Origin of the sequence: Bradyrhizobium sp. WYCCWR 12699, assembly GCF_032144035.1 — a bacterium.
In the GTDB taxonomy this organism is placed as follows: domain Bacteria; phylum Pseudomonadota; class Alphaproteobacteria; order Rhizobiales; family Xanthobacteraceae; genus Bradyrhizobium.
In genome coordinates this window covers 16,401-36,357 of sequence record NZ_JAVTJN010000008.1, presented here as the reverse complement: position 1 = coordinate 36,357, position 19,957 = coordinate 16,401, and the positions used below count along the sequence as shown (strand labels likewise).

The window sequence follows — 19,957 nt, the reverse complement described above, 5'->3', positions numbered from 1 at the left end:
ATATTGCGCCGCAACGCGTAAGGCGCCCGGTCTGATATGGCCGGGCTTCCTTTTTGGGCGGAAAGCGCCCCGTTTCCAGTCTTCCAGCGTTGTTTCGAGAAGAGGTCCCGGTCTGACCGGCGAGATCGCGCTTAACCCATTGTTCGACCGCAAAGAAGCTCATCCATGAATCTTCGTAACGTCGCCATCATCGCCCACGTCGACCACGGCAAGACGACCCTCGTCGACAAGCTCCTCCAGCAGTCCGGCACGTTCCGCGAGAACCAGAAGGTGACGGATCGCGCCATGGACTCCAACGATCTGGAGCGCGAGCGCGGCATCACCATTCTGGCCAAGGCGGCCTCGGTGCAGTGGAAAGACACCCGCATCAACATCGTCGACACCCCCGGCCACGCCGATTTCGGCGGCGAGGTCGAGCGCATCCTGAACATGGTGGATGGCGCCCTGGTGCTGGTCGACGCCGCCGAAGGCCCGCTGCCGCAGACCAAGTTCGTGGTCTCCAAGGCGCTCAAGGTCGGCCTCAAGCCGATCGTCGTCATCAACAAGGTCGACCGGCCCGACGCGCGCCCGACCGAAGTCATCAACGAGGTGTTCGACCTGTTCGCGGCACTCGATGCCAGCGAGGAGCAGCTCGACTTCCCGATCCTCTACGGGTCGGCCAAGCAAGGCTGGATGGCCGACAGCCCGGAGGGTCCGAAAGACAAGGGCATGGAGCCGCTGTTCGACCTGATCCTGCGCCACGTCGCGCCGCCGAAGGTCGAGGAGGGTCCGTTCAAGATGATCGGCACCATTCTGGAAGCCAACCCTTATCTCGGCCGCATCATCACCGGCCGCATCTCATCCGGCGTGCTCAAGCCGAACCAGCAGGTCAAGGTGCTGAACGCCGAGGGCAAGCTGGTCGAGTCCGGGCGCATCACCAAGATCCTGGCCTTCCGCGGCCTCGAGCGCACGCCGCTCGATGAAGCCGAAGCCGGCGACATCGTCGCCATCGCGGGCCTGACCAAGGGCACCGTCGCCGACACCTTCTGCGACCCGACCGTCGAGGTGCCGCTGCCGGCGCAGCCGATCGATCCGCCGACCGTGTCGATGTCCTTCATCGTCAACAACTCCCCGCTCGCCGGCACCGAAGGCGACAAGGTGACGAGCCGCATGATCCGCGACCGTCTGCTGCGCGAGGCCGAAGGCAATGTCGCGCTGCGCGTAGTGGAAGCCGCGGACAAGGACGCGATGGAAGTCTCGGGCCGCGGCGAATTGCAGCTCGCGATCCTGATCGAGACCATGCGCCGCGAGGGCTTCGAGCTCTCGGTGTCGCGTCCGCGCGTCGTCTACCAGAAGGACGAAGCCACCGGCGGCGCCCTGGAGCCGATCGAGGAAGTCGTGATCGACGTCGACGAGGAGCATTCCGGCGTCGTCGTGCAGAAGATGAGCGAGCGCAAGTCCGAGCTGATCGAGATGAAGCCGTCCGGCGGCAACCGCCAGCGCCTGGTGTTCTACGCGCCGACCCGCGGCCTGATCGGCTACCAGGGCGAACTGCTCACCGACACCCGCGGCACCGCGATCATGAACCGCCTGTTCCACGGCTATGCGCCGTACAAGGGTGAGATCCAGGGCCGCCGCAACGGCGTGCTGATCTCCAACGACCAGGGCGAAGCGGTGGCCTACGCCATGTTCAAGCTGGAAGATCGCGGCCCGATGATGATCGAGCCGGGCTGGAAGGTCTACAAGGGCATGATCGTCGGCGAGCACACCCGCGACAACGATCTCGAGATCAACGTGCTCAAGGGCAAGCAGCTCACCAACATCCGCACGACGTCGAAGGACGAAGCCGTGCGCCTGACCCCGCCGATCCGCATGACGCTGGAAAAGGCGCTCGCCTATATCGAGGACGACGAGCTCGTCGAGGTCACCCCGAAGTCGATCCGCCTGCGCAAGAAGCACCTCGACCCGAACGAGCGCAAGCGCGCGGAAAAGGCCAAGGAAGCGGTGGCGTAAGCCACCTCTCTCTCGTGCCCCGGACGCGGCGCAGCGCGATAGCGGTGCGCTGCCGAGCCGGGGCCCAGACGTTCTACCCTCCTGCACATCACCTTGGATCCCGGCTCTGCGGAGCGGCGTTACACGCCGCACCGCGTCCGGGACACGAGATCGGCATATCCGTCCGGCTTCAGCACATCCAGCGAACATGCTAGAGCCCACCCATGTCGCTTCCCTCCTCCGTCGACGTCGCGATCATCGGCGCCGGTGCCGCCGGCCTCGGCGCGGCGCATGCGCTGGCGGGCTCCGGCCTCTCGGTGATAGTGCTCGAGGCGCGTGACAGGCTCGGTGGGCGGGCCTGGACGGTGCAGGCCTCGCCCGAGGTCACATTCGACGTCGGCTGCGGCTGGCTGCATTCGGCAGACAAGAACTCCTTCGTCCCCATCGCGCAGCAGCTCGGTTTCGAGCTCAACAAGGACCTGCCGCCGTGGCGCGAGCGCGCCTATGGCAACGCGTTTCCACAAGGCGAGCGCGACGATTTCATGCGCGCGATGGACGCGTTCTATGAGCGCCTCTGGCAGGCCGCGCACAAAGGCAAGGACGAGCCCGCGAGCATGAGCCTCGACGTGGGCAATCGCTGGAATCCCATGATCGACGCGATCTCGACCTACATCAACGGCTGCGAGCTCAAGGACATGTCGACGCTGGATTGGGACGCCTACGAGGACACCGGCCTCAACTGGCGCGTCCGCCGCGGCTATGGCGCGCTTGTGTCGGCCTACGGCGCGCCCTGCCCGGTGGCGTTGAGCTGCAACGTCACCCTGATCGATCATTCCGATAGGCGCATCCGCATCGAAACATCGCAGGGCAGGCTGACCGCCGACAAGGCGATCGTCACCGTGCCGACCAATCTGCTCGCCGACGAGACGATGCGCTTCTCACCGCCGCTGCCGTCCAAGGTCAATGCTGCCGCCGGCCTGCCGCTCGGCGTCGACGACAAGGTGATGCTGGCGCTCGAGGGCGCTGAAGCTTTTCCGAAGGACGGCAATTTGCGCGGCGCCACCATGCGCACCGAGATGGGCACCTATCACATTCGCCCGTTCGGCCAGCCCTGCATCGAAGGCTTTTTCGGCGGCAGCTTTGCCCGCGCGCTGGAGGATTCCGGCGAAGGCGCCATCGCCGCGCAAGCCATCGACGAGATCGCGGGCTTTCTCGGCAACGATATCAGGCGCAAGCTGAAGCCCCTGTACGAGTCGCGCTGGGCGCACGACCCCTTCGCGCGCGGCTCCTATTCGCACGCGCTGCCCGGCCACGCCGGCGATCGTGCGGTGCTGGCAGCGCCAGTGGATGGACGGCTGTTCTTTGCCGGCGAGGCGACCTCGCCGGAGTTTTTCACGACTGGGCACGGGGCGAGGGACAGCGGGGAGCGCGCGGCTGGGGAAGTGCTGGCTGCAATCGGAAAGCGCTAGCCTCCCTGCCAATGTCGTCCTGGGGAACGCCGGGACGACACCAATCATGTGGCGCCGCTGTCGCGTCACTCGATCACCCGCGCTCGCAAGTCCGCATCCGGCACGAAGCACGCGTCGTACTTCCCAAAAATGCGATAGCGGTTGCGTGCGATGAGGCTGTACACCGCATTCCGCAGCGGCTTCGGCACGGCGAACAACGCGCGCACCCAGCTCCAGCCAGGAAGCTGCGACAGCACCGTCAGCGCGGCATCGGACTTCATGAAGACCGCCCCGCCATGAACGACCGCGTTGGTATCGGGATCATGGGGATCGATGCCGAAGGTGCGCGCGAGCCGGGCGCCATAATCCGACTGGATCGGCGTGAAGCGAAACCGCCTCGCCGTATCGCGCTTCGCCACGAACCGCACCCAGCGCGAGCAGAAGATACAGACACCGTCGAACAGGATCACGTCATCGTCGGGCCATCTACTCATCAGACTCTCTTTTTGACGCGTTGTCTTCACGCGAAGCCGGAATTCCACTTCGCTCGAAGACGCTACCGGTTATCCAGCATCAGCAGTGCGACGAGCATCAGCACGATCGCCGGCCCCGTCTTCACCAGCGCACCGAGCGGTTCGATCCAGAGATCTGGCGTCAGGATCGCCGCGCCGACCATATAGCCGAGCGAAGCCATGACACCCGCGGCGAGCCCGATTGCCGCCGTGCGGCGGAAGGCGATCAGCACGCCGATGCTCATGTCCATCAAGCTGGTACCAATGGTGATGGGATCGACCAGCGCCGGTGGAAAATTGTGCGCCGTCAGGATGCCGGCGGCGGCACGATAGGACACGAACAGCGCGATGCAGCCGGAGACGAGCCAGAACGCGACCAGGCTCGCGAAGATCAACGCCTTGATCAGGAACAGGCGCGCGAACCATTTGTCCTGGACGGTGGCGGGATGGCGGCCGATCGTCTCAACCAGCGTCTCTGGCGTGATGCCGATCGCGGCAATCCAGGCGGCGGGATGGCCCGTGACGCCGCGGCGAAGCTCGGCGATGGCCGTGGAGCGCATCGGTGGCATCCAGCCGAGAGCGTTGGCGAGATCGCCGATTTTGGCCCCGAGATCGAGCATGAAAGCCGGCATCGCGATGCGCGGCCAGCCGGATGTGCCGAACGAGCGGCGGAATTGCCCGATGACGGCGGCCATCGCGACAGGCTCAGCCTGCATGAGATCCCAGCTCACCGCGGTCACCGCGGCATCGCCAATGTCGCGCCTGGCGAGCCAGGCGATGGTGGCCGAAATATCCTCCACCGCGACAGGCTGGAACGGTGTTGCCATCTCCTTGGCCGGCAGGTCGAGCGGAAAGGCGGCGAGCGCGCGGAGCATGGCGCTGCCGCCATAGGCTGACGGTGCCACGACAAAGCCGGGCCGCAGGACGGCATGTGGAATGCCGGAGGCGGCGATCAAGCGCTCGGCCTCGCGCTTGGTCGTCGCGAAGGCGGTGCGGTCGGCCTCCGCCGTTCCCGGAATCGAGATGTGCACCAGCCGGATTGCGCGACCGCTATCGCCGATCGCCGCCAGCAGCCGCGTGACGAAATCGCGATGCACGGCGCCCGTATCGCTGCCAGGCCCGTCCTGGAGCACGCCGAGGCAGTTCACGACGACGTCGACTTCACGCTCGCGCAACAGCCGCGCCAGAGCTGCGGCATCCAGCGCGAGGATCGGCAGCTCGATGTCCAGCGCGCTCATCCTTTGCGCCGGCGACAGGCTGCGTGCAAGGCCTACGACACGAAATCCCCGCGCGCGCAGATCATCGGTGACGAAGCGACCGATCAGGCCGGAGGCACCGAGCACCAGAATGGTTCGCTCACTCATTGCGCCTCTCAAAACGGTTTTGCGATCATCAGCCACAGGATCAGCATCGTCGCGCCGAAGCCGGGGAAGCCGAATGCGAACCAGCGGCGGAACAGGATGAAGTAGCGCTCCGGCAAGGCGGCGCGCTGATCGGCAGCCTGGCGCGCGAGATCGCGCATCTCGATCTGCATGAACACGACGGGGATCCAGAACAGGCCTGCGACGACGTACAGCGCGAGCGAGGCGAGCAGCCATTGCTCGGTGATCGGCGTCGCAGAGAGCATCATCAGCAGCCCGCCCGTCAGCGGCTGCAAGAGCACAGCGGAGAGCGTGAAGATCGTATCCGCGACCACCACCACCGACGCCGTGCGCGCAATGAACGCCACGTCGTTCGTGCGATGCGCCATCAGCATGAAGAAGGCGATGCCGCTTCCGGTGCCAAGGATGACGATGGCGCCCAGCACGTGCAGATATTTTGCCAGGAAATACAGCGTCATGGCTTCTTGGTCGCCACGGGCTTCGACGGGTTCAGCACGCGAGCGAGCGCGTCGCTTGCGGCTTTGACACCGGCCTGGCTCTCGATCAGCCAATGCCCCTCGCCGCCGACCGCGGGCAAGGTGCGAAAATTGGCCTTGCCACCGCTGCCGCGAAACGCATCGGCCAGCGCCTTCGAGAATGACGGCGAGAAGTAGCTGTCGTTGGCCGCAACGAGCCATGTGACGGGGACGCGCGCGCCCTTGCCGAACTCCGCGGCAGCGGCAAGCAGCGTGTGCGGCGCGCAGATTTTGGTCGCCTCGTCATTGGCATGGCCGCCGCGCCCCGGCGCGAATACTGCAATCGCGGAAATGGTTTTCGGATCGGCATTGGCGAGCGCCAGCGCGCCCCAGCCGCCGGCGGAATGGCCGATCACGATGGCGGCTTCCTTGCGAATGAAATCCTGCTTTCGCAAATGCTCTAGCGCGAGCCGGATTTGCTCGGCCGTTGCACGGCCCGAACGCGCATAATCGGCTTCGTCACATCCGCCTTGGTCCTCGACATAGCGGCCGCCGGTCGCGCCATGGCCGAGCCGCTCCGGCACCAGCACGGCAAAGCCGCGCGCGACCAGGAAGGCTGCGAGCGCGCGGTATTCCGGCTGCGGCATCTGCGCACGACGCAAGACGTTCTGCGTCGAGGCGTGCGCGATCACCGCAAGCCGGAACGGACCTGTGCCGGCGGGGCGAAACAGCAGGGCATGCGCGGCAATGTCGGTATCCGGCGACGGCACCAGCCATTCTTGTCGGCGCAGCGGTTCGCCCTCCTCGCCCGATGGGCCGAACGTGACCTGAGCGCACAGAGGCGGCGCAGTCAGCGTGGCCAGCAGAAGCAGGAGCGCGATGGTGTTGAGGAGCCGCATGAATGGCCGAGGCGAACGCGAATTGCGACAGTCACACTAGTAGGAACGAATCAGGATGGGCGGACTTTCTGCGTCGCCATTGCCGTTCATTCATCGCCGCAGCTGGAGTTTTGCACCGACGCACGGCGAGCCGGCGCCATTTCAGTTGGCGTCTTGTCTTTTTTCGGTACAACATGGCTTAGATACTGATGCACAAAGTCCACACGTTAACCGATAATTAACGATAGGTCTTGCCGCCGACGCGGCGACTTGGTTTGATTGCGTCCATGAGCACAACCCTGATCGAGGTCCGGCCGGCCAAAGCTGCAGATGCAACTGCGGTGGCGTCCACTCATGACGAAGCCTGGCGTTCCGCCTATCAGGGCATCATTCCCGGCGCCGAGCTGGAAAAGCTCATCAACCGCCGCGGCCCGCAATGGTGGGACAGCGCGATCCGCAAGGGCAGCCGCGTCAGCGTGCTCGTGTTCGGCGACAAGATCGCGGGCTATGCCAATTACGGTCGCAACCGCGCCCGCAGCCTGCATTTCGACGGCGAGATCTACGAGCTTTATCTGCGTCCGGAATTCCAGGGTCTCGGCTTCGGCCGCCGCCTGTTCGCCTCCGCCCGCCGCGACCTGATGCAGAGCGGGCTGAAGAGCATGGTGGTGTGGGCGCTCTCGGACAACGACCCGGCGACCGAGTTCTACCGGGCGCTGGGCGGCCGTATGGTGGCGCGCTCGTCGGAGCGGTTCGGGCCGAAGGCGCTCGACAAGGTCGCCTTCGCCTGGACCAATTAAGATCTGGACCAACCAAATTTGGACCAATTGAGCTGCTGAAAGCCTAAGCGGCAGCCGTCCCCCTTCCGTCGATACCGTTCGCCTTCGCGCCGGTGATTTCCGGATTCATTATTTCACAAAAACGCGATGGATCAGCGGGCCAAGCCCGCGTATGACAGCGCCAAAATCGGCTGCCGGGCGCGATTTTACCTCGGCAACAACGGAGCCTTGAATGCGTATCGATGCGATCTCGATCGGGAAGAACGTACCGCACGAAGTCAACGTCCTCATCGAAGTCCCCGTGGGCGGCGAACCGATCAAATACGAGATGGACAAGGAGGCCGGCACGCTGGTGGTCGACCGCTTCCTCTACACGCCGATGCGTTACCCCGGTAACTACGGCTTCATCCCGCACACCCTGTCGGATGACGGCGACCCCTGCGACGTCCTGATCGTCAACACCCGCGCCATCATTCCCGGCGCCGTCATGAGCGTGCGCCCGGTCGGCGTGCTGTTCATGGAGGATGAAGCCGGCGGCGACGAGAAGATTCTGGCGGTGCCGTCGTCGAAGCTCACGCAGCGCTACGACAAGGTGAAGTCGTATTCCGACCTGCCCGACATCACGCTGCAGCAGATCCAGCACTTCTTCGAGCACTACAAGGATCTCGAGAAGGGCAAATGGGTGAAGATCCTGCGCTGGGGCGGCCCCGAGGAAGCGCACAAGCTGATCCTCGAAGGCATGGATCGCGAGAAGAAGAAGAAGGGCTGAGTTCTTGGTTTCCCGGACGCGCCGCAGCGTGAAACGCTGCTGCGCAGAGCCGGGACCCAATGCCAATACATGGCGCAACGAAACTGGGTCCCGGCTCTGCGACGCGTCATTGCATGCCGCGCCGCGTCCGGGACACGAGAGTTCGCCTACACCGCCGGCTTCGGCAGCCCGGCGATCGCGCAGGCCGCGCGCAGCGTGTTCACCAGCAGGCAGGCCACCGTCATCTGACCGACGCCGCCCGGCACCGGCGTGATGGCGCCGGCAACCCCGAGCGCTTCCTGATAGGCGACGTCGCCGACGAGGCGCGTCTTGCCGTCTTCCTTGGGGATGCGATTGATACCGACATCGATCACGGTCGCACCCGGCTTCAGCCAGTCGCCGCGCACCATCTCCGCCTTGCCGACCGCGGCATAGACGAGATCGGCCTGCTTCACGAGGCCGGGCAGGTCGCGCGAGCGCGAATGCGCGATCGTCACCGTGGCGTTCTCGTTCAGCAGCAATTGCACCAGCGGGCGGCCGACCAGATTGGAGCGGCCGATGACGATGGCGTTCATGCCTTCCAGCGAGGCATGCACGCTCTTGGTCAGGATGATGCAGCCGAGCGGCGTGCAGGGCGATAGCGCCTGGAAGCCGCCGGCGAGCCGGCCGGCATTGTTCGGATGCAGGCCGTCGACATCTTTGGCGGGATCGATGGCGTTGATGACGGCTTCGGTGTTCAGCCCCTTCGGCAGCGGCAGCTGCACCAGGATGCCATGCACGGCCGGGTCGCTATTGAGCTTTGCGACCAGCGCCAGCAGATCTGCCTGCGAAACGTCGGCCGGCAGCTTGTGCTCGAACGAGGCCATGCCGGCGGCCTGGGTCTGGGTGTGCTTGGAGCGGACATAGACCTCGCTGGCGGGGTCGCTGCCGACCAGGACCACGGCGAGACCCGGCACCAGATTGTGCTCGCGCTTGACCCGGGCGACCTCCTCGGCGACGCGCGCCCGAAGCTCCGCGGCGATGACTTTCCCATCGATGATTTTGGCGGTCATGTCAGTTCCTCAGTCTGTCGATTTGGCGTCAGCCGATTTGGCCTGGACGAGCTGGCGCAGGGCTTCGCCGAGCCGCGCCGGATCGCCGTCGACCGCGATCTGCTTCAGCCGCGAGGTAGCTCCCGACAGGAGCCTCACGCTGGCCTTGGGCACGCCAAGCGATTTCGCCAGCAGGACCAGAACGGCCTTGTTGGCCTCGCCGCCATCGGCGATGGCGCGCACCCGCACCTTGAGTACGCTGCGGCCGTCGGCCAGTTGCTCGATCCCGTCGATGTCGTCGCGACCGCCGCGCGGCGTCACCCGCAGCGCGATGCTGATACCGGAGGCCCCGTAGCGCCAAGGTTCCTTGTGAGCTTGCTTGCGAGCTTCGTTCGCGACCAAGGCGCTCCAGCCCGCTCAGATCACATTGGGGTAGATGTAGTACAGGATCACCCGCTCGATGAACATGATCAGCAGGATCAGGATGATCGGCGAGATGTCGAGGCCGCCGAGGCTGGGCAGGAAATTGCGGATCGGCGCCAGCACCGGCTCGGTGATTCGGTACAGGAACTCCGCCACAGCCGACACGAACTGGTTGCGGGTGTTCACGACGTTGAAAGCGATCAGCCAGGACAGGATCGCAGACGCGATCAGCAGCCAGACGTAGAGGTCGAGCACGATGATGACGATGTCGAGAACGGCACGCATGATTTTTCAGGGCTCTGGCTTTTGAAGACTGCGGCTTTTGAAGACTGGCTGCGGGCGGAAGTGACGCCTTTTGCTAGATATCGGTTCCCCCCCGCCCAAACAAGGGAAGTCGGCACCCCGAATGGCTAAAACCGGGCGACACCCGTCCTTGACTTGACCTTGGCGGGGACTTAAATGGCGCCCGGTTGTCGGCCGCGTTTACCAGAGCGGCCAGCAAAGGGGCCATAGCTCAGCTGGGAGAGCGCGTCGTTCGCAATGACGAGGTCGGCGGTTCGATCCCGCCTGGCTCCACCAGCCTTCGCAGGCTGCGCCTGCTTCGGCTCGGCAAGCCCTTTCGTAGCGAAGGCTGCCGCGGCGTAGCCCGCAGGTCGAAGCCGGGCTCTCTCCGATCTCCCCTTACCTCCCCGTAAACCGTGGCGGCCGCTTCTCCATGAAGCTCGCCACCCCCTCCCGGAAATCGCTGCCGGCCAGCGCCACCATCATCTCGCGGTTGGCTTCGATCGTTGCCTCGGCCAGCGACTGGAACGGCACCTCGTAGAGCTGACGCTTGATCACGGCCATCGCACTCGGCGAGACGAAATCGGCGAGATCGCGGGCATAGGCGTAGGTCTCCTCGCGCAGCTTGTCGGGCGCGCAGAGCCGGTTGACCAGCCCGATCCGAAAGGCTTCCTCGCTCGACACGCGCCGCGCCGAAAGCAACAGATCCATCGCGTTGGCATGACCAACGATGCGCGGCAGCATCCAGCTGATACCGTGCTCGGCAATCAATCCACGCCGCGCGAAGGCCGTGGTGAACACCGTGTTGTCGGCGGCAAAGCGCAGGTCGCAATAGAGCGCGTGGACGAGGCCGATGCCGGCGGTAGCGCCATTGAGCATGGCGATGACCGGCTTCTTGATCGACGGATAGAAGCCATAGCGCGTCTGCCAGTCCGGCCGGCGGTTCATGTCGAAGGGCGGCAGGTTCGACGCACGCCTGATATCATCGGGGTCGAGCCCCTTCAAAGCATCCATATCCGCGCCGGCGCAAAACGCGCGGCCCGCGCCGGTGAGGATGATGACGCGAACATTGTCGTCGGCGCTTGACGCTTCCATCGCATGACGCACATCGCGCTCCATGGTGGGCGTCCACGCATTCATGCGATCAGGGCGGTTGAGCGTGATGGTCGCGATCTTGTCGCTGACGTCGTAGAGAATGTGCTCGTAGGCCATGGCGCTCTCCCTTGTTCGCCGGCACGCATTGGTGCGCGCGCGTTGGCGGAGAGCCTAGCATATCAAGGATGGAGGCAGCGACTTGCGCCAAGGACCTGCGCCAAGGACTTGCGCGAAGAACTTGCGCGAAGGCGCGGGTTACTCGGCGGCTTGCGCCAGCACGGGCCGGCGCGCCAGCCAGCCGTCGATGAAATGGTCGAGCCAGGCGCGCTCTGCGGCATCGTACACGGCACGATCCGCGAAATGATGATGCCGCTGTCGCGCACCGGGCGCGCTGAAGCCGTCATAGCCGCGCGTGGTCCAGCGATGCATCATTGCGTAGGTCACATCGGGATGAAACTGCACGCCGAAGGCATTGCCGGCGCGGAACGCCTGCACCGGAAAATCATCGCCTTCCGCCAGCAGCTCGGCGCCGACAGGCAGCTCGAACCCCTCGCGATGCCAGTGATAGACCTGCGCCGGCCAGGCCGGGCAGAGCGCGTGGCCCGCGGCTGTGGGGCGGATCGGGTAATAGCCGATCTGGGTCAGCCCATCGGCATGCGGCGCGACGCGCGCCCCGAGCTGCATCGCGAGCATCTGGGCTCCAAGGCAGATGCCGAGGAACGGCCGCTGCTCGCGCAGCGGAATTTCGATCCAGTCGATCTCACGGCGAATGTAGTCGTCGGAATCATTGGCGCTCATCGGACCGCCGAAAACCACGGCGCCGGCATGCTGATCGAGCGTCCCGGGCAGGGGATCGCCGAAGCGGGGACGGCGGATGTCGAGGCGATGGCCCAGCGCGCGGAGCGCATTGCCGACGCGGCCCGGGGTCGAGGATTCCTGATGCAGGATAATGAGAACCGGCAGGCCGCTCGCCGAATCAGAGGCAGCCGCGCCAGGCGCCCTTCGCGGGAAAGGCACCACCTCTGCGCCACCAAACCTGTCCGTCCGGAACGACATTGCCCTTGCGAAAGCTATTGGTTCAGACCGCCAGCATAACTAAGCGATCGTTAATTTCGTGTGAGTTCGCGCACACACCGAAGAGGAAGCAAGCTCCGGGCCAATACGGACGCTGGGAGGCTCTCAGCGCCTCTGCCTCTGGAACCGACTGGTGGCGGCCAGGATGAAGCCCCGCGGGAAGAAGCGCAGCGCAAACGGCACGATCTTGATGCCCAGACCGGGCAGCACTGCCCGTTTATTGGCCATCAGGCCACGATAGGCCTCCTGCGCGACATCGGCTGCAGACACATTGAGAAGGGCCGTATCGTGCTGCGACCCGACACCGGCGCGCGCCTGGAATTCGGTGGGCACGGGGCCCGGGCAAAGCACGGTGACGCGAACGCCGCGCGGCGCGAGCTCCGCCCGCAGCGCTTCGGTGAAGGATATTACGTAGGCCTTGGAGGCATAATAGACGGCCATGCCGGGGCCGGGCAGGAAGCCCGCGACCGACCCGACATTGAGCAGACCGCCCTTGTTCCTGATGAGCTGATCGGCAAAGCGCAGCGACAAATCCGTCAGGGCCCGCACGTTGACATCGACGATCCCGATCTGCGTATCGCGATCGCGCTCGATGGCATCGCCGAACACGCCGAAGCCGGCATTGTTGACGAGGTGATCGAGCTCGACGCCCTCAGTGGCGAGCCTTGCAGCGATCTTCTCTCCGGCATCCGGGGCCTCGAGATCGCAGGCGATCACGATCGGCTTCTTGCCGCCCTTGGCAACGAGTTCGCTCGCGAGCGCCTCCAATCGATCCGCGCGCCGCGCGGTCAATGCCAGGCGATGTCCGTTGGCGGCAAATACGCGCGCCAGCTCCGTGCCTATGCCCGCCGAGGCACCGGTGATCAACGTTACCCGCTCAATCACGATCGAAGTCTCTTGAATTGAAGTCTTTGGCCCCGCAATGGCTGAACGAGAGCATAAGCCGTGCGCGACAGGCAAGCGGCGTTGGCGGAATGGCGGCTTGAGCGGGCGACAGGGGGGCAGGAAGGACAGGGATTTGCTGGCGAATCCGCCAGAACGGGGACGGCCGGCGATTACATTAAAGTTTCGTCATGTGGTTCGCAGGCCAGGCCATCCGCCGTGCGGGACGGGTCAGCCGCCGACGGCGTCATTCTTCACCTGACCGCCGACGCGCTCCGCAACGAAATGCTTCAATTCGATCCGGTCGCGCTGGGAAATCCCGAGGAGATCGGAGGCGCGCCAGACGACGTTGTCCTCGAACTCGCTGACCTGGCCGTCGGCATAGACCAGCTCCCACATCATCCGGACGATGCGCTTGCGACCCTCTTCGTCGAGCGAGCGCATGATCACACTGGTGAAGTGATAGAGGTCCACCGCCTCGCCCTCGACCTCGGTGGCGTCCGCGATCAGGCGATCCGCCGTGCCGTGATCGAGCCCAAAATGGCTTTCGATCAGGCTGTGCAGCTTGCGCCGCTCGGCCGCCGTCGGCTGGCCGTCCAGCGAGACCACATGGACCAGCAGCGCCGTGGCCGCCAGCCGGTAATCGCTGTCGCCGAAGCTGCGGCTCTGGTCGTGGGGAGCGACAATGTCGGCGATGAATTGGCGCAGGCCGTCGAGCATAAGGTCCTACCGAAATCGATGCCGCTGCGGGGAGCGCGGCTGTTACCAGCATTATATGAGCAGGAAACTCAACCGGCGCAACGTGCGTCAGTTCCGCGCGCCGGATTACGTTTCGGCAATATGGGCGCTGCCATTCCGGGGCGCTCAAAGCGCGAATCCGGAATGACGATCCAAAGCTCAAGGAATCTCGTACACCACCATCTTGTCGGCGATGCCGCGCAGCGCCGCCTGTTTCTGGATCGGCGTGATCTCGCGCTGCTTCAGCACCTCGGCAACCGCGGGCGCGTCCAGCACCGGGCCGGTGATGTGGATCTCCTGCGCGGTCGACAGGCTCTGCACGCGGGCGGCGATATTGACGGTCTGTCCGAAATAATCCTGCCGCTCGTTGAGCATCACCGCGAGGCAGGGGCCTTCATGGATACCGATCTTGACGATGAGATCGTCGGTGCCGCGCTGCTTGTTGAGCTCGTCCATGGCCGCGCGCATCCGCAAGCCTGCGACGATGGCGTGCTCGGGTCTGACGAAGGTCGCCATCACGGCATCGCCGATGGTCTTCACCACCGCGCCCTTCTCGGAGGAGATGATCTCGAGCAGCGCATGAAAATGCGCGCGCACGAGGTCGAAGGCGGCGAGATCGCCGACCCGCTCATAGAGCGCGGTCGAGCCCTTCAGATCGGTGAACAGGAAGGTGAGCGAGGTGATCTGGAGCCGCTGATCGAGACTGAGATTGTCCGCCTTGAACACATCGCGGAAGGTCTGGTTCGACAGCATCCGCTTGGCGGTGAGGAACGGCTTGCGCTTGCCGATGAGGTGGTGAAGCGCCTCGGCCGCGATGAACACCGACGGCAGCACGCGGACGCCGGCCTGGTTTTCCAGCGACAGCCGCAGCGGACCGGGCCGCATGGTCGTGGTCCCGGTCGGGGCCTGCACCTTATTGTACATGATGGCGAGCTGCTGACGGTCCCTGGTCGGCTCGCCCTGCACGTCGATGAAATGAGCGGCGTGCGTCACCGGCTCGAAGATGATGACGAAGTCATTGGGCAGCTGCAGCGACATGGTCGCCTTCTCGCCCGCCGGCAGCTCCATCGTATCGAGCGTCACCTCGTTGGCCAGCGCCGCGAAGGATTCCTTGTTGAAGTCGACGCCGGAGCTCCAGAACACCTGCTTGAAATAGTCCCAGACCGGAAGCGTATCGGGGTCATGGGCCGCGATTCGGCGGACACGCGGGTTCACCGTGAAGGAGACCTCGACCTGGTCGTCGACGGAGGCCTTGTAGCCGCAGGCGCAGAGGGCGCAATGATAGTCGTCGGGCTTGAGCGCCTTCAGCGTCGAATGCGCGCCGAGCACGCCGCCGCACCCCGGGCACAGCACGTTCCAGCCGAGATCGAACAGCCCGAGCCGCGCCGAATGCAGGAAGGCGGAGATCGCGTGCTCTTCGTCGAGGCCGTGCGCCGTCGAGAAATCGAGGACGTTGACGCGGTTGAGCTCGTGATCCTCGCCATGCTCGATGAGGCGCACGATCGCATCGACCACCTTCGCGTCGGCGGTCTGCTTCAGAACTGAGAACTGGGCCTGGATGTCGCTCATGGCGAGACTCTATCTAGGGTGGACCACGCCATCGGCCAGACGAGAGACCCGTCACCGACGCGTGATGCGGAACATGGGCGAATGGTCCGGCTGGGTCGTGACCACGCCGAGCGGGATCACGGGATCGGCCTGATCGGCGAGTTCGACACGGAACGCACCGATCAGCCGGGCCAGCGCCAGCACGGATTCGGCTTGCGCGAACGGTGCGCCGATGCAAACGCGCGGACCCGCGCCGAACGGCAGATAAGCGAAGCGGTCGGGCGCCTCCGCCGACATGAAGCGCTTTGGAATGAACGCGTTCGGCTGATCCCACAGCCTCTCGTGCCGGTGCAGCAGCCAGGGAGCGATCATGATGATGTCGCCCTTGCCGATCTCGATTCCGGCCGCATTGTCCTTCTCGCGCGCGGCACGCGCGACCAGGAACGCCGGCGGATAGAGCCGCATGGTCTCATCGATCACCGCGCGGGTGAATTTTTGCCGGTCGATGTCGGCGATGCTGTCGAGATGCTCGCCGCGCGCTTCGGAGGCGATCTCCTCCTGCGTGTCCGGATCGAGCGCGAGCAGATAGAGCGCCCAGAACAGCGCCGTCGCCGTGGTCTCGTGACCCGCAAGGATCATGGTCGCAACCTCGTCGACGAGCTGCTCGTCGGAAAAACCCTTGCCGGTTTCAGGATCACGCGCCGCGTCCATGAGATCGAACAGGTCCCGCGGCGGCGCGCCGTCCTTCTTGCCAGCCGCGCGCCGCTCGGCAATCAGCATGGCGACGAACTCGGTCCAGCGCTTGCGGAAACGGGCGCGGGCAAGATCCATCGGGCTCGGCCACGACACCGGCAGAACCATGTCGAGGAGATACGGGCGCCCCAACCGCGCGGCATATTCCATGATGAAATTGCGCAAGGTCGCGCCATGCCGGTCCATGCCGAACGAGAACATCGTGCGCCCGGCGATCTCCAGCGTCATGCGCTGCATGATCTCGCGCAGGTCGAGGTCTTCGCCCGTGCGCGCATCCAGCTTGGCAATGGTCTCGTCGAGCACCGCCGTCATGTGCGGAACGAGATTGGCGGTGGCGCGCGGCGTGAAGGCCGGCGCGAGGGTGCGGCGCTGGAACGTCCAGGAATGGCCTTCCGCGATCAGAAGGCCGTCACCAAGCACGGGACGCAGCATGCGAATGCCCGCCGGCGTGCGCGTATAGTTCTCGTAATTGGTCAGCAGGACATGCCGGATCGCGTCCGGCTGGTTCAGGATGAAACTGTTGCGGAGGAAGAAGCGGCCCTTGATGACGTCTTCCTCATAGGCGCGCTGTCCCCAGGTCGCGATCATGTTCTGCCGGATCACGGCAAGCCGGCCGAAGAACGACATGTCGTCGGGCGCACGCGGGGGAGCCGGAGGGATGATGGGCCGACGCACGCTGGCGATATTCATGGCTCTCTCCCGCTGATGTGACGCAGGCAACAGCTAATAAGTCAGCTCGGCAATCGCAATCCTGTTCTCGGAAGCGGGCCAGGCCCGCGCCACAATCCGTTCTTCGCCGAATTGAGCCACGATGTTACGTCCAACCTCGCCGGCCGCAAGCCGCAATGTTGCCGCCGAATCCGTCGGCACGCCCGGCTTGACGTCGGCCGGCTCCTTGCCGTCCAGCAGCACCACGTCCCGCGGCAGGCCGAAATAGCCGCGCGGCCGCGACATGATGACGACGGCGCCGGCGTCCTTGTCGGCCGGCCCGAGCGGCCGTGCGGCGCGCAGATGGACGACGTCGGACGAGCGCGGGAACGGCGAGCGATAGATATGCGTGATCGGCGCGCCAGGCGACGTCAGCACGAATTCGAGCGACCAGGAGGGATCGACCGGCGCGGGGCCCCAGCGACCGTCGGCGCCGGTCTGCGCGCTGTACACTGCGCCGTCCTTGCGCTCACCGGTATCAGGATCGACGCGGAAGACATCGACGGTTGCACCCGCGACCGGACGGTTGGTCGACACGCCGCCGGGCGTACCCGTGACCAAGCCGCTCAACTTCACATTGGCTTCCGGCAGGATCGCGATGCGCGCGGGCTCGCGGCCGGCAATGAACTTGTAGATCTCGCGGAACGCCCTCGGGTGGAACGCCACCTCGCGATGGTCGAGCGCACCGAGCACGAGGTTGGTTGCGCCCTTCAGCTCCGGCCCTTCATTGGTGACGCCGGTCGGCGTGCCGGGCTTGCCGATGAAACGGCCATCGGCCTGGGCGTATTTGTCCATGCCGTCGCTGCGCAGCGTCAGGAAGGCGACGCCCGGCGTCACCTCGCTCTCGCCCTCGTTCAGGCCGCGCAGAAATGGGCCGCGGCCGTTGAACTCGTTGTTCTGCTGATCGTCGGTTGCGAACACGCCGTGATTGGGCGTGCCGCACAAAACGGCGTGGCTGACATCGGCGGCACCGCCGTTCTTGATGACGTTGCGGATCGCATTGCCGCCGCGCGAGCTGCCGACCAGTGCGACCCGCGCTGCGCCGGTCCGGCGCTTCAGCTCGGCGATGGCAGCCGTGAGCTCGCGGCGCTGGTCCTCGGTGGAGGAGCGGTTCGCCTGCTCGACCTTGTCGTCGGTACGCGCATTGGGATCGGTGAAATTGATCGCCATCATGCGATCGCGCGCGACGCCGTTAGATTCCATCCGCCACAGCGTGGTCATCCAGAGCGCGTCGTAGTCGCCATTGCCGTGCACGAACAGGATCGGCGGCACCTCATTGCCCGGCGTAGCCGGCGCGGCCTGGGCGAATGCCCCGGTCCGCAAGCTCGCAGTTGCGAAGGGCAAGCTGCCAGCCCCCAGCAAGATCGTCCGTCGTGACAGCTTCATCTGTTCCTCCCCGGCAAACCGCCTCTTTGCACCGCTTATAGCGGCCTAACCACTGGACAGCGAAGGACTTTCGCGGGCATCAAAGAAATTGCCGGAATCGCCCGAAACCCGTTCTGCCAGCCCATATGGAAGGGGATATGACCGAGCAGCCAAACCGTCAGAAAATGGCCGCCGACGGCATCACCGCGCCGCTGCGCTACACCGTGTTCCGGCGCATCTGGCTCGCCAGCCTACTCTCCAATCTCGGCCTGCTGATCCAGGGCGTGGGCGCGGCCTGGGCGATGACGCAGATGGCGGCATCGGCCGACCAGGTTGCGCTGGTGCAGACCGCCCTGATGCTGCCGATCATGCTGATCTCGATGCCGGCCGGCGCCATCGCCGACATGTATGACCGGCGCATCGTCACGCTGGTCTCGTTGATGATTGCTTTGATCGGCGCAAGCGCGCTCACCGTGCTGGCCGGCCTCAACCTGATCAGCCCCGAATTGCTGCTGGCCTTCTGCTTCGTGGTCGGCAGCGGCAACGCACTGTTCGGCCCGGCATGGCAATCTTCGGTCAGCGAGCAGGTGCCGCCCGATGCGCTGCCTTCGGCCGTCGCGCTGAACGGCATCAGCTACAACATCGCGCGCAGCTTCGGTCCCGCGGTCGGCGGCGTCATCGTCGCCGCCCTCGGCGCTGTCGCGGCCTTCGCCTGCAACGCGATCCTTTATCTGCCGCTGCTGGTGGTGCTGCTGCTCTGGCGGCGCAGCACCGAGCCCTCCCGGCTGCCGCGCGAAAAGCTCAACCGGGCCATGGTGTCGGGCTTCCGCTACATCACCAATTCGCCGCCGATCAAGATCGTGCTGTTGCGCACGCTGGTGATGGGCCTGATCGGCGGCGCCATCATGGCGCTGATGCCGCTGGTCGCGCGCGACCTCCTGCATGGCGGCGCGCAGACCTACGGCATCATGCTCGGCGCCTTCGGCATGGGCGCCGTGATCGGCGCGCTGAACATCCACGAATTGCGCAAGCGTATGAGCGGCGAGGCCGCGATCCGCGCCTGCACCATCTCGATGGCGTTCGCGATGGCTGCGCTCGCCCTCAGTACGGAGCCGGTGCTGACGGCGGCGGCGCTGGTGCTGGCCGGCGCGGTCTGGATGGCTGCGATTGCACTGTTCAATATCGGCGTGCAGCTTTCGGCGCCGCGCTGGGTCGCCGGTCGCTCGCTCGCCGCGTTCCAGGCCTCGATTTCCGGCGGCATCGCCATCGGCGCCTGGGGCTGGGGCCATCTCACCGACTATGCCGGTGTCGAGGTCGCGCTGCTGACCGCGGCTGGCCTGATGCTGATCTCGCCGCTGCTCGGGCTTTGGCTGACGATGCCGCGCGTCGGTGCCCGCAACGAGGATGCCGACGTGCTCGCCGACCCCGAGGTGAAGCTGTCCCTGACCGGGCGCAGCGGCCCGCTGGTGGTCGAGATCGAATATCGCGTCGCGCAGGACAACGCGCGCGCCTTCCACAACGTGATGCAGGACGTGCAGCTCTCCCGCCAGCGCAACGGTGCCTATGGCTGGTCGATCGCCCGCGACATCGCCGATCCTGAATTGTGGACGGAGCGCTACCACTGCCCGACCTGGTTCGACTATCTGCGCCAGCGCAACCGCTCGACCCAGAGCGAACGCGCGCTGCACCAGGAGGCGATCGCCTTTCACATCGGCCCCGAGCCGGTGCGGATCCGCCGCATGCTGGAGCGCCCGTTCGGTTCGGTGCGCTGGAAGGAAGACACGCCGGACCGCGCCAGCTCCGAGGTGCTGCCGGTGGTCGCGACCGCGGCGGGAAGCAGCACGTAGACGTCGTCATTCCGGGGCGCGCCGTCAGGCGCGAGCCCGGA

19 protein-coding genes and 1 tRNA gene are annotated in these 19,957 nt (G+C 65.4%); 6 read left to right on the top strand and 14 right to left on the bottom strand.

Annotated features, from left to right (window positions below; translation table 11 throughout):
* Positions 1 to 165: 165 nt before the first annotated feature.
* Together typA and RPS27_RS08135 are read left to right on the top strand one after the other, a co-directional pair.
* Positions 166 to 1,992, top strand: coding sequence for a translational GTPase TypA (gene typA / locus RPS27_RS08140; RefSeq protein WP_194405356.1), 1,827 nt, complete (start codon positions 166 to 168; stop codon positions 1,990 to 1,992).
* Positions 1,993 to 2,195: 203 nt separating this feature from the next.
* On the top strand, positions 2,196 to 3,440 hold the full coding sequence (locus RPS27_RS08135; RefSeq protein WP_212064635.1) for a flavin monoamine oxidase family protein: 1,245 nt from the start codon (positions 2,196 to 2,198) through the stop codon (positions 3,438 to 3,440).
* Positions 3,441 to 3,505: 65 nt separating this feature from the next.
* Here the strand turns inward: RPS27_RS08135 and RPS27_RS08130 are convergent, their stop codons facing one another.
* From RPS27_RS08130 to RPS27_RS08115, 4 genes are all read right to left on the bottom strand, one after another.
* Positions 3,506 to 3,913, bottom strand: a complete 408-nt coding sequence (locus RPS27_RS08130; RefSeq protein WP_212064638.1) for a thiol-disulfide oxidoreductase DCC family protein — start codon at positions 3,911 to 3,913, stop codon at positions 3,506 to 3,508.
* Between the two features lie 62 nt (positions 3,914 to 3,975).
* Complete coding sequence (locus tag RPS27_RS08125; protein WP_212064640.1) at positions 3,976 to 5,295, bottom strand: SDR family oxidoreductase; 1,320 nt, start codon at positions 5,293 to 5,295, stop codon at positions 3,976 to 3,978.
* A gap of 8 nt (positions 5,296 to 5,303) precedes the next feature.
* Entirely contained in the window at positions 5,304 to 5,771 is a 468-nt protein-coding gene (locus RPS27_RS08120; RefSeq protein ID WP_211415137.1) for a DUF2269 family protein, read from the bottom strand.
* Positions 5,768 to 6,667: a dienelactone hydrolase family protein gene (locus tag RPS27_RS08115; protein WP_212064642.1), complete on the bottom strand. Its 900-nt coding sequence runs from the start codon at positions 6,665 to 6,667 to the stop codon at positions 5,768 to 5,770. Before RPS27_RS08115 ends, RPS27_RS08120 begins: the two co-directional genes overlap by 4 nt.
* A gap of 266 nt (positions 6,668 to 6,933) precedes the next feature.
* On the opposite strand from RPS27_RS08115, the gene RPS27_RS08110 reads away from it, so the two are divergent.
* On the top strand, positions 6,934 to 7,443 hold the full coding sequence (locus tag RPS27_RS08110; RefSeq protein WP_194405350.1) for a GNAT family N-acetyltransferase: 510 nt from the start codon (positions 6,934 to 6,936) through the stop codon (positions 7,441 to 7,443).
* Positions 7,444 to 7,654: 211 nt separating this feature from the next.
* Positions 7,655 to 8,191, top strand: coding sequence for an inorganic diphosphatase (ppa, locus tag RPS27_RS08105; RefSeq protein WP_194405349.1), 537 nt, complete (start codon positions 7,655 to 7,657; stop codon positions 8,189 to 8,191).
* Positions 8,192 to 8,337: 146 nt separating this feature from the next.
* Here the strand turns inward: ppa and folD are convergent, their stop codons facing one another.
* Genes folD through RPS27_RS08090 form a run of 3 tightly spaced genes read right to left on the bottom strand, consistent with a single transcriptional unit; the run spans position 8,338 to position 9,909 of the window.
* Complete coding sequence (gene folD / locus RPS27_RS08100; RefSeq protein WP_212064644.1) at positions 8,338 to 9,222, bottom strand: bifunctional methylenetetrahydrofolate dehydrogenase/methenyltetrahydrofolate cyclohydrolase FolD; 885 nt, start codon at positions 9,220 to 9,222, stop codon at positions 8,338 to 8,340.
* 9 nt (positions 9,223 to 9,231) lie between these two features.
* Positions 9,232 to 9,603 (bottom strand): DUF167 domain-containing protein, encoded by a 372-nt coding sequence (locus RPS27_RS08095; RefSeq protein WP_212064646.1) that lies wholly within the window; start codon positions 9,601 to 9,603, stop codon positions 9,232 to 9,234.
* Between the two features lie 15 nt (positions 9,604 to 9,618).
* Complete coding sequence (locus RPS27_RS08090; RefSeq protein ID WP_007598721.1) at positions 9,619 to 9,909, bottom strand: YggT family protein; 291 nt, start codon at positions 9,907 to 9,909, stop codon at positions 9,619 to 9,621.
* Between the two features lie 218 nt (positions 9,910 to 10,127).
* On the opposite strand from RPS27_RS08090, the gene RPS27_RS08085 reads away from it, so the two are divergent.
* A tRNA-Ala gene (locus RPS27_RS08085) sits at positions 10,128 to 10,203 on the top strand.
* 102 nt (positions 10,204 to 10,305) lie between these two features.
* On the opposite strand, the gene RPS27_RS08080 is transcribed toward RPS27_RS08085, so the two are convergent.
* The 7 genes from RPS27_RS08080 to RPS27_RS08050 form a co-directional block, all read right to left on the bottom strand.
* Positions 10,306 to 11,118 carry an enoyl-CoA hydratase gene (locus RPS27_RS08080; RefSeq protein WP_194405346.1) on the bottom strand — a complete coding sequence of 271 codons (813 nt, stop codon included), beginning with the start codon at positions 11,116 to 11,118 and terminating at the stop codon, positions 10,306 to 10,308.
* Positions 11,119 to 11,256: 138 nt separating this feature from the next.
* The gene (locus RPS27_RS08075) at positions 11,257 to 12,057 is read right to left on the bottom strand and encodes a glutamine amidotransferase (RefSeq protein ID WP_212064648.1); all 801 of its coding nucleotides are present in this window, start codon (positions 12,055 to 12,057) and stop codon (positions 11,257 to 11,259) included.
* A gap of 123 nt (positions 12,058 to 12,180) precedes the next feature.
* Positions 12,181 to 12,960 (bottom strand): SDR family NAD(P)-dependent oxidoreductase, encoded by a 780-nt coding sequence (locus tag RPS27_RS08070; protein ID WP_212065205.1) that lies wholly within the window; start codon positions 12,958 to 12,960, stop codon positions 12,181 to 12,183.
* A 228-nt stretch (positions 12,961 to 13,188) separates the two neighbouring features.
* Positions 13,189 to 13,677, bottom strand: coding sequence for a TerB family tellurite resistance protein (locus RPS27_RS08065; RefSeq protein WP_211415142.1), 489 nt, complete (start codon positions 13,675 to 13,677; stop codon positions 13,189 to 13,191).
* Positions 13,678 to 13,854: 177 nt separating this feature from the next.
* Complete coding sequence (locus RPS27_RS08060; protein WP_211415143.1) at positions 13,855 to 15,264, bottom strand: adenylate/guanylate cyclase domain-containing protein; 1,410 nt, start codon at positions 15,262 to 15,264, stop codon at positions 13,855 to 13,857.
* A 51-nt stretch (positions 15,265 to 15,315) separates the two neighbouring features.
* A complete protein-coding gene (locus RPS27_RS08055) occupies positions 15,316 to 16,686 on the bottom strand; it encodes a cytochrome P450 (RefSeq protein ID WP_212064651.1) in 1,371 nt (456 codons plus the stop codon).
* 33 nt (positions 16,687 to 16,719) lie between these two features.
* Entirely contained in the window at positions 16,720 to 18,090 is a 1,371-nt protein-coding gene (locus RPS27_RS08050; RefSeq protein ID WP_212064654.1) for a hydrolase, read from the bottom strand.
* 137 nt (positions 18,091 to 18,227) lie between these two features.
* Between RPS27_RS08050 and RPS27_RS08045 the strand changes: the two genes are divergently transcribed.
* Positions 18,228 to 19,916: an MFS transporter gene (locus RPS27_RS08045; protein WP_211415146.1), complete on the top strand. Its 1,689-nt coding sequence runs from the start codon at positions 18,228 to 18,230 to the stop codon at positions 19,914 to 19,916.
* The last annotated feature ends 41 nt before the right edge of the window (positions 19,917 to 19,957 follow it).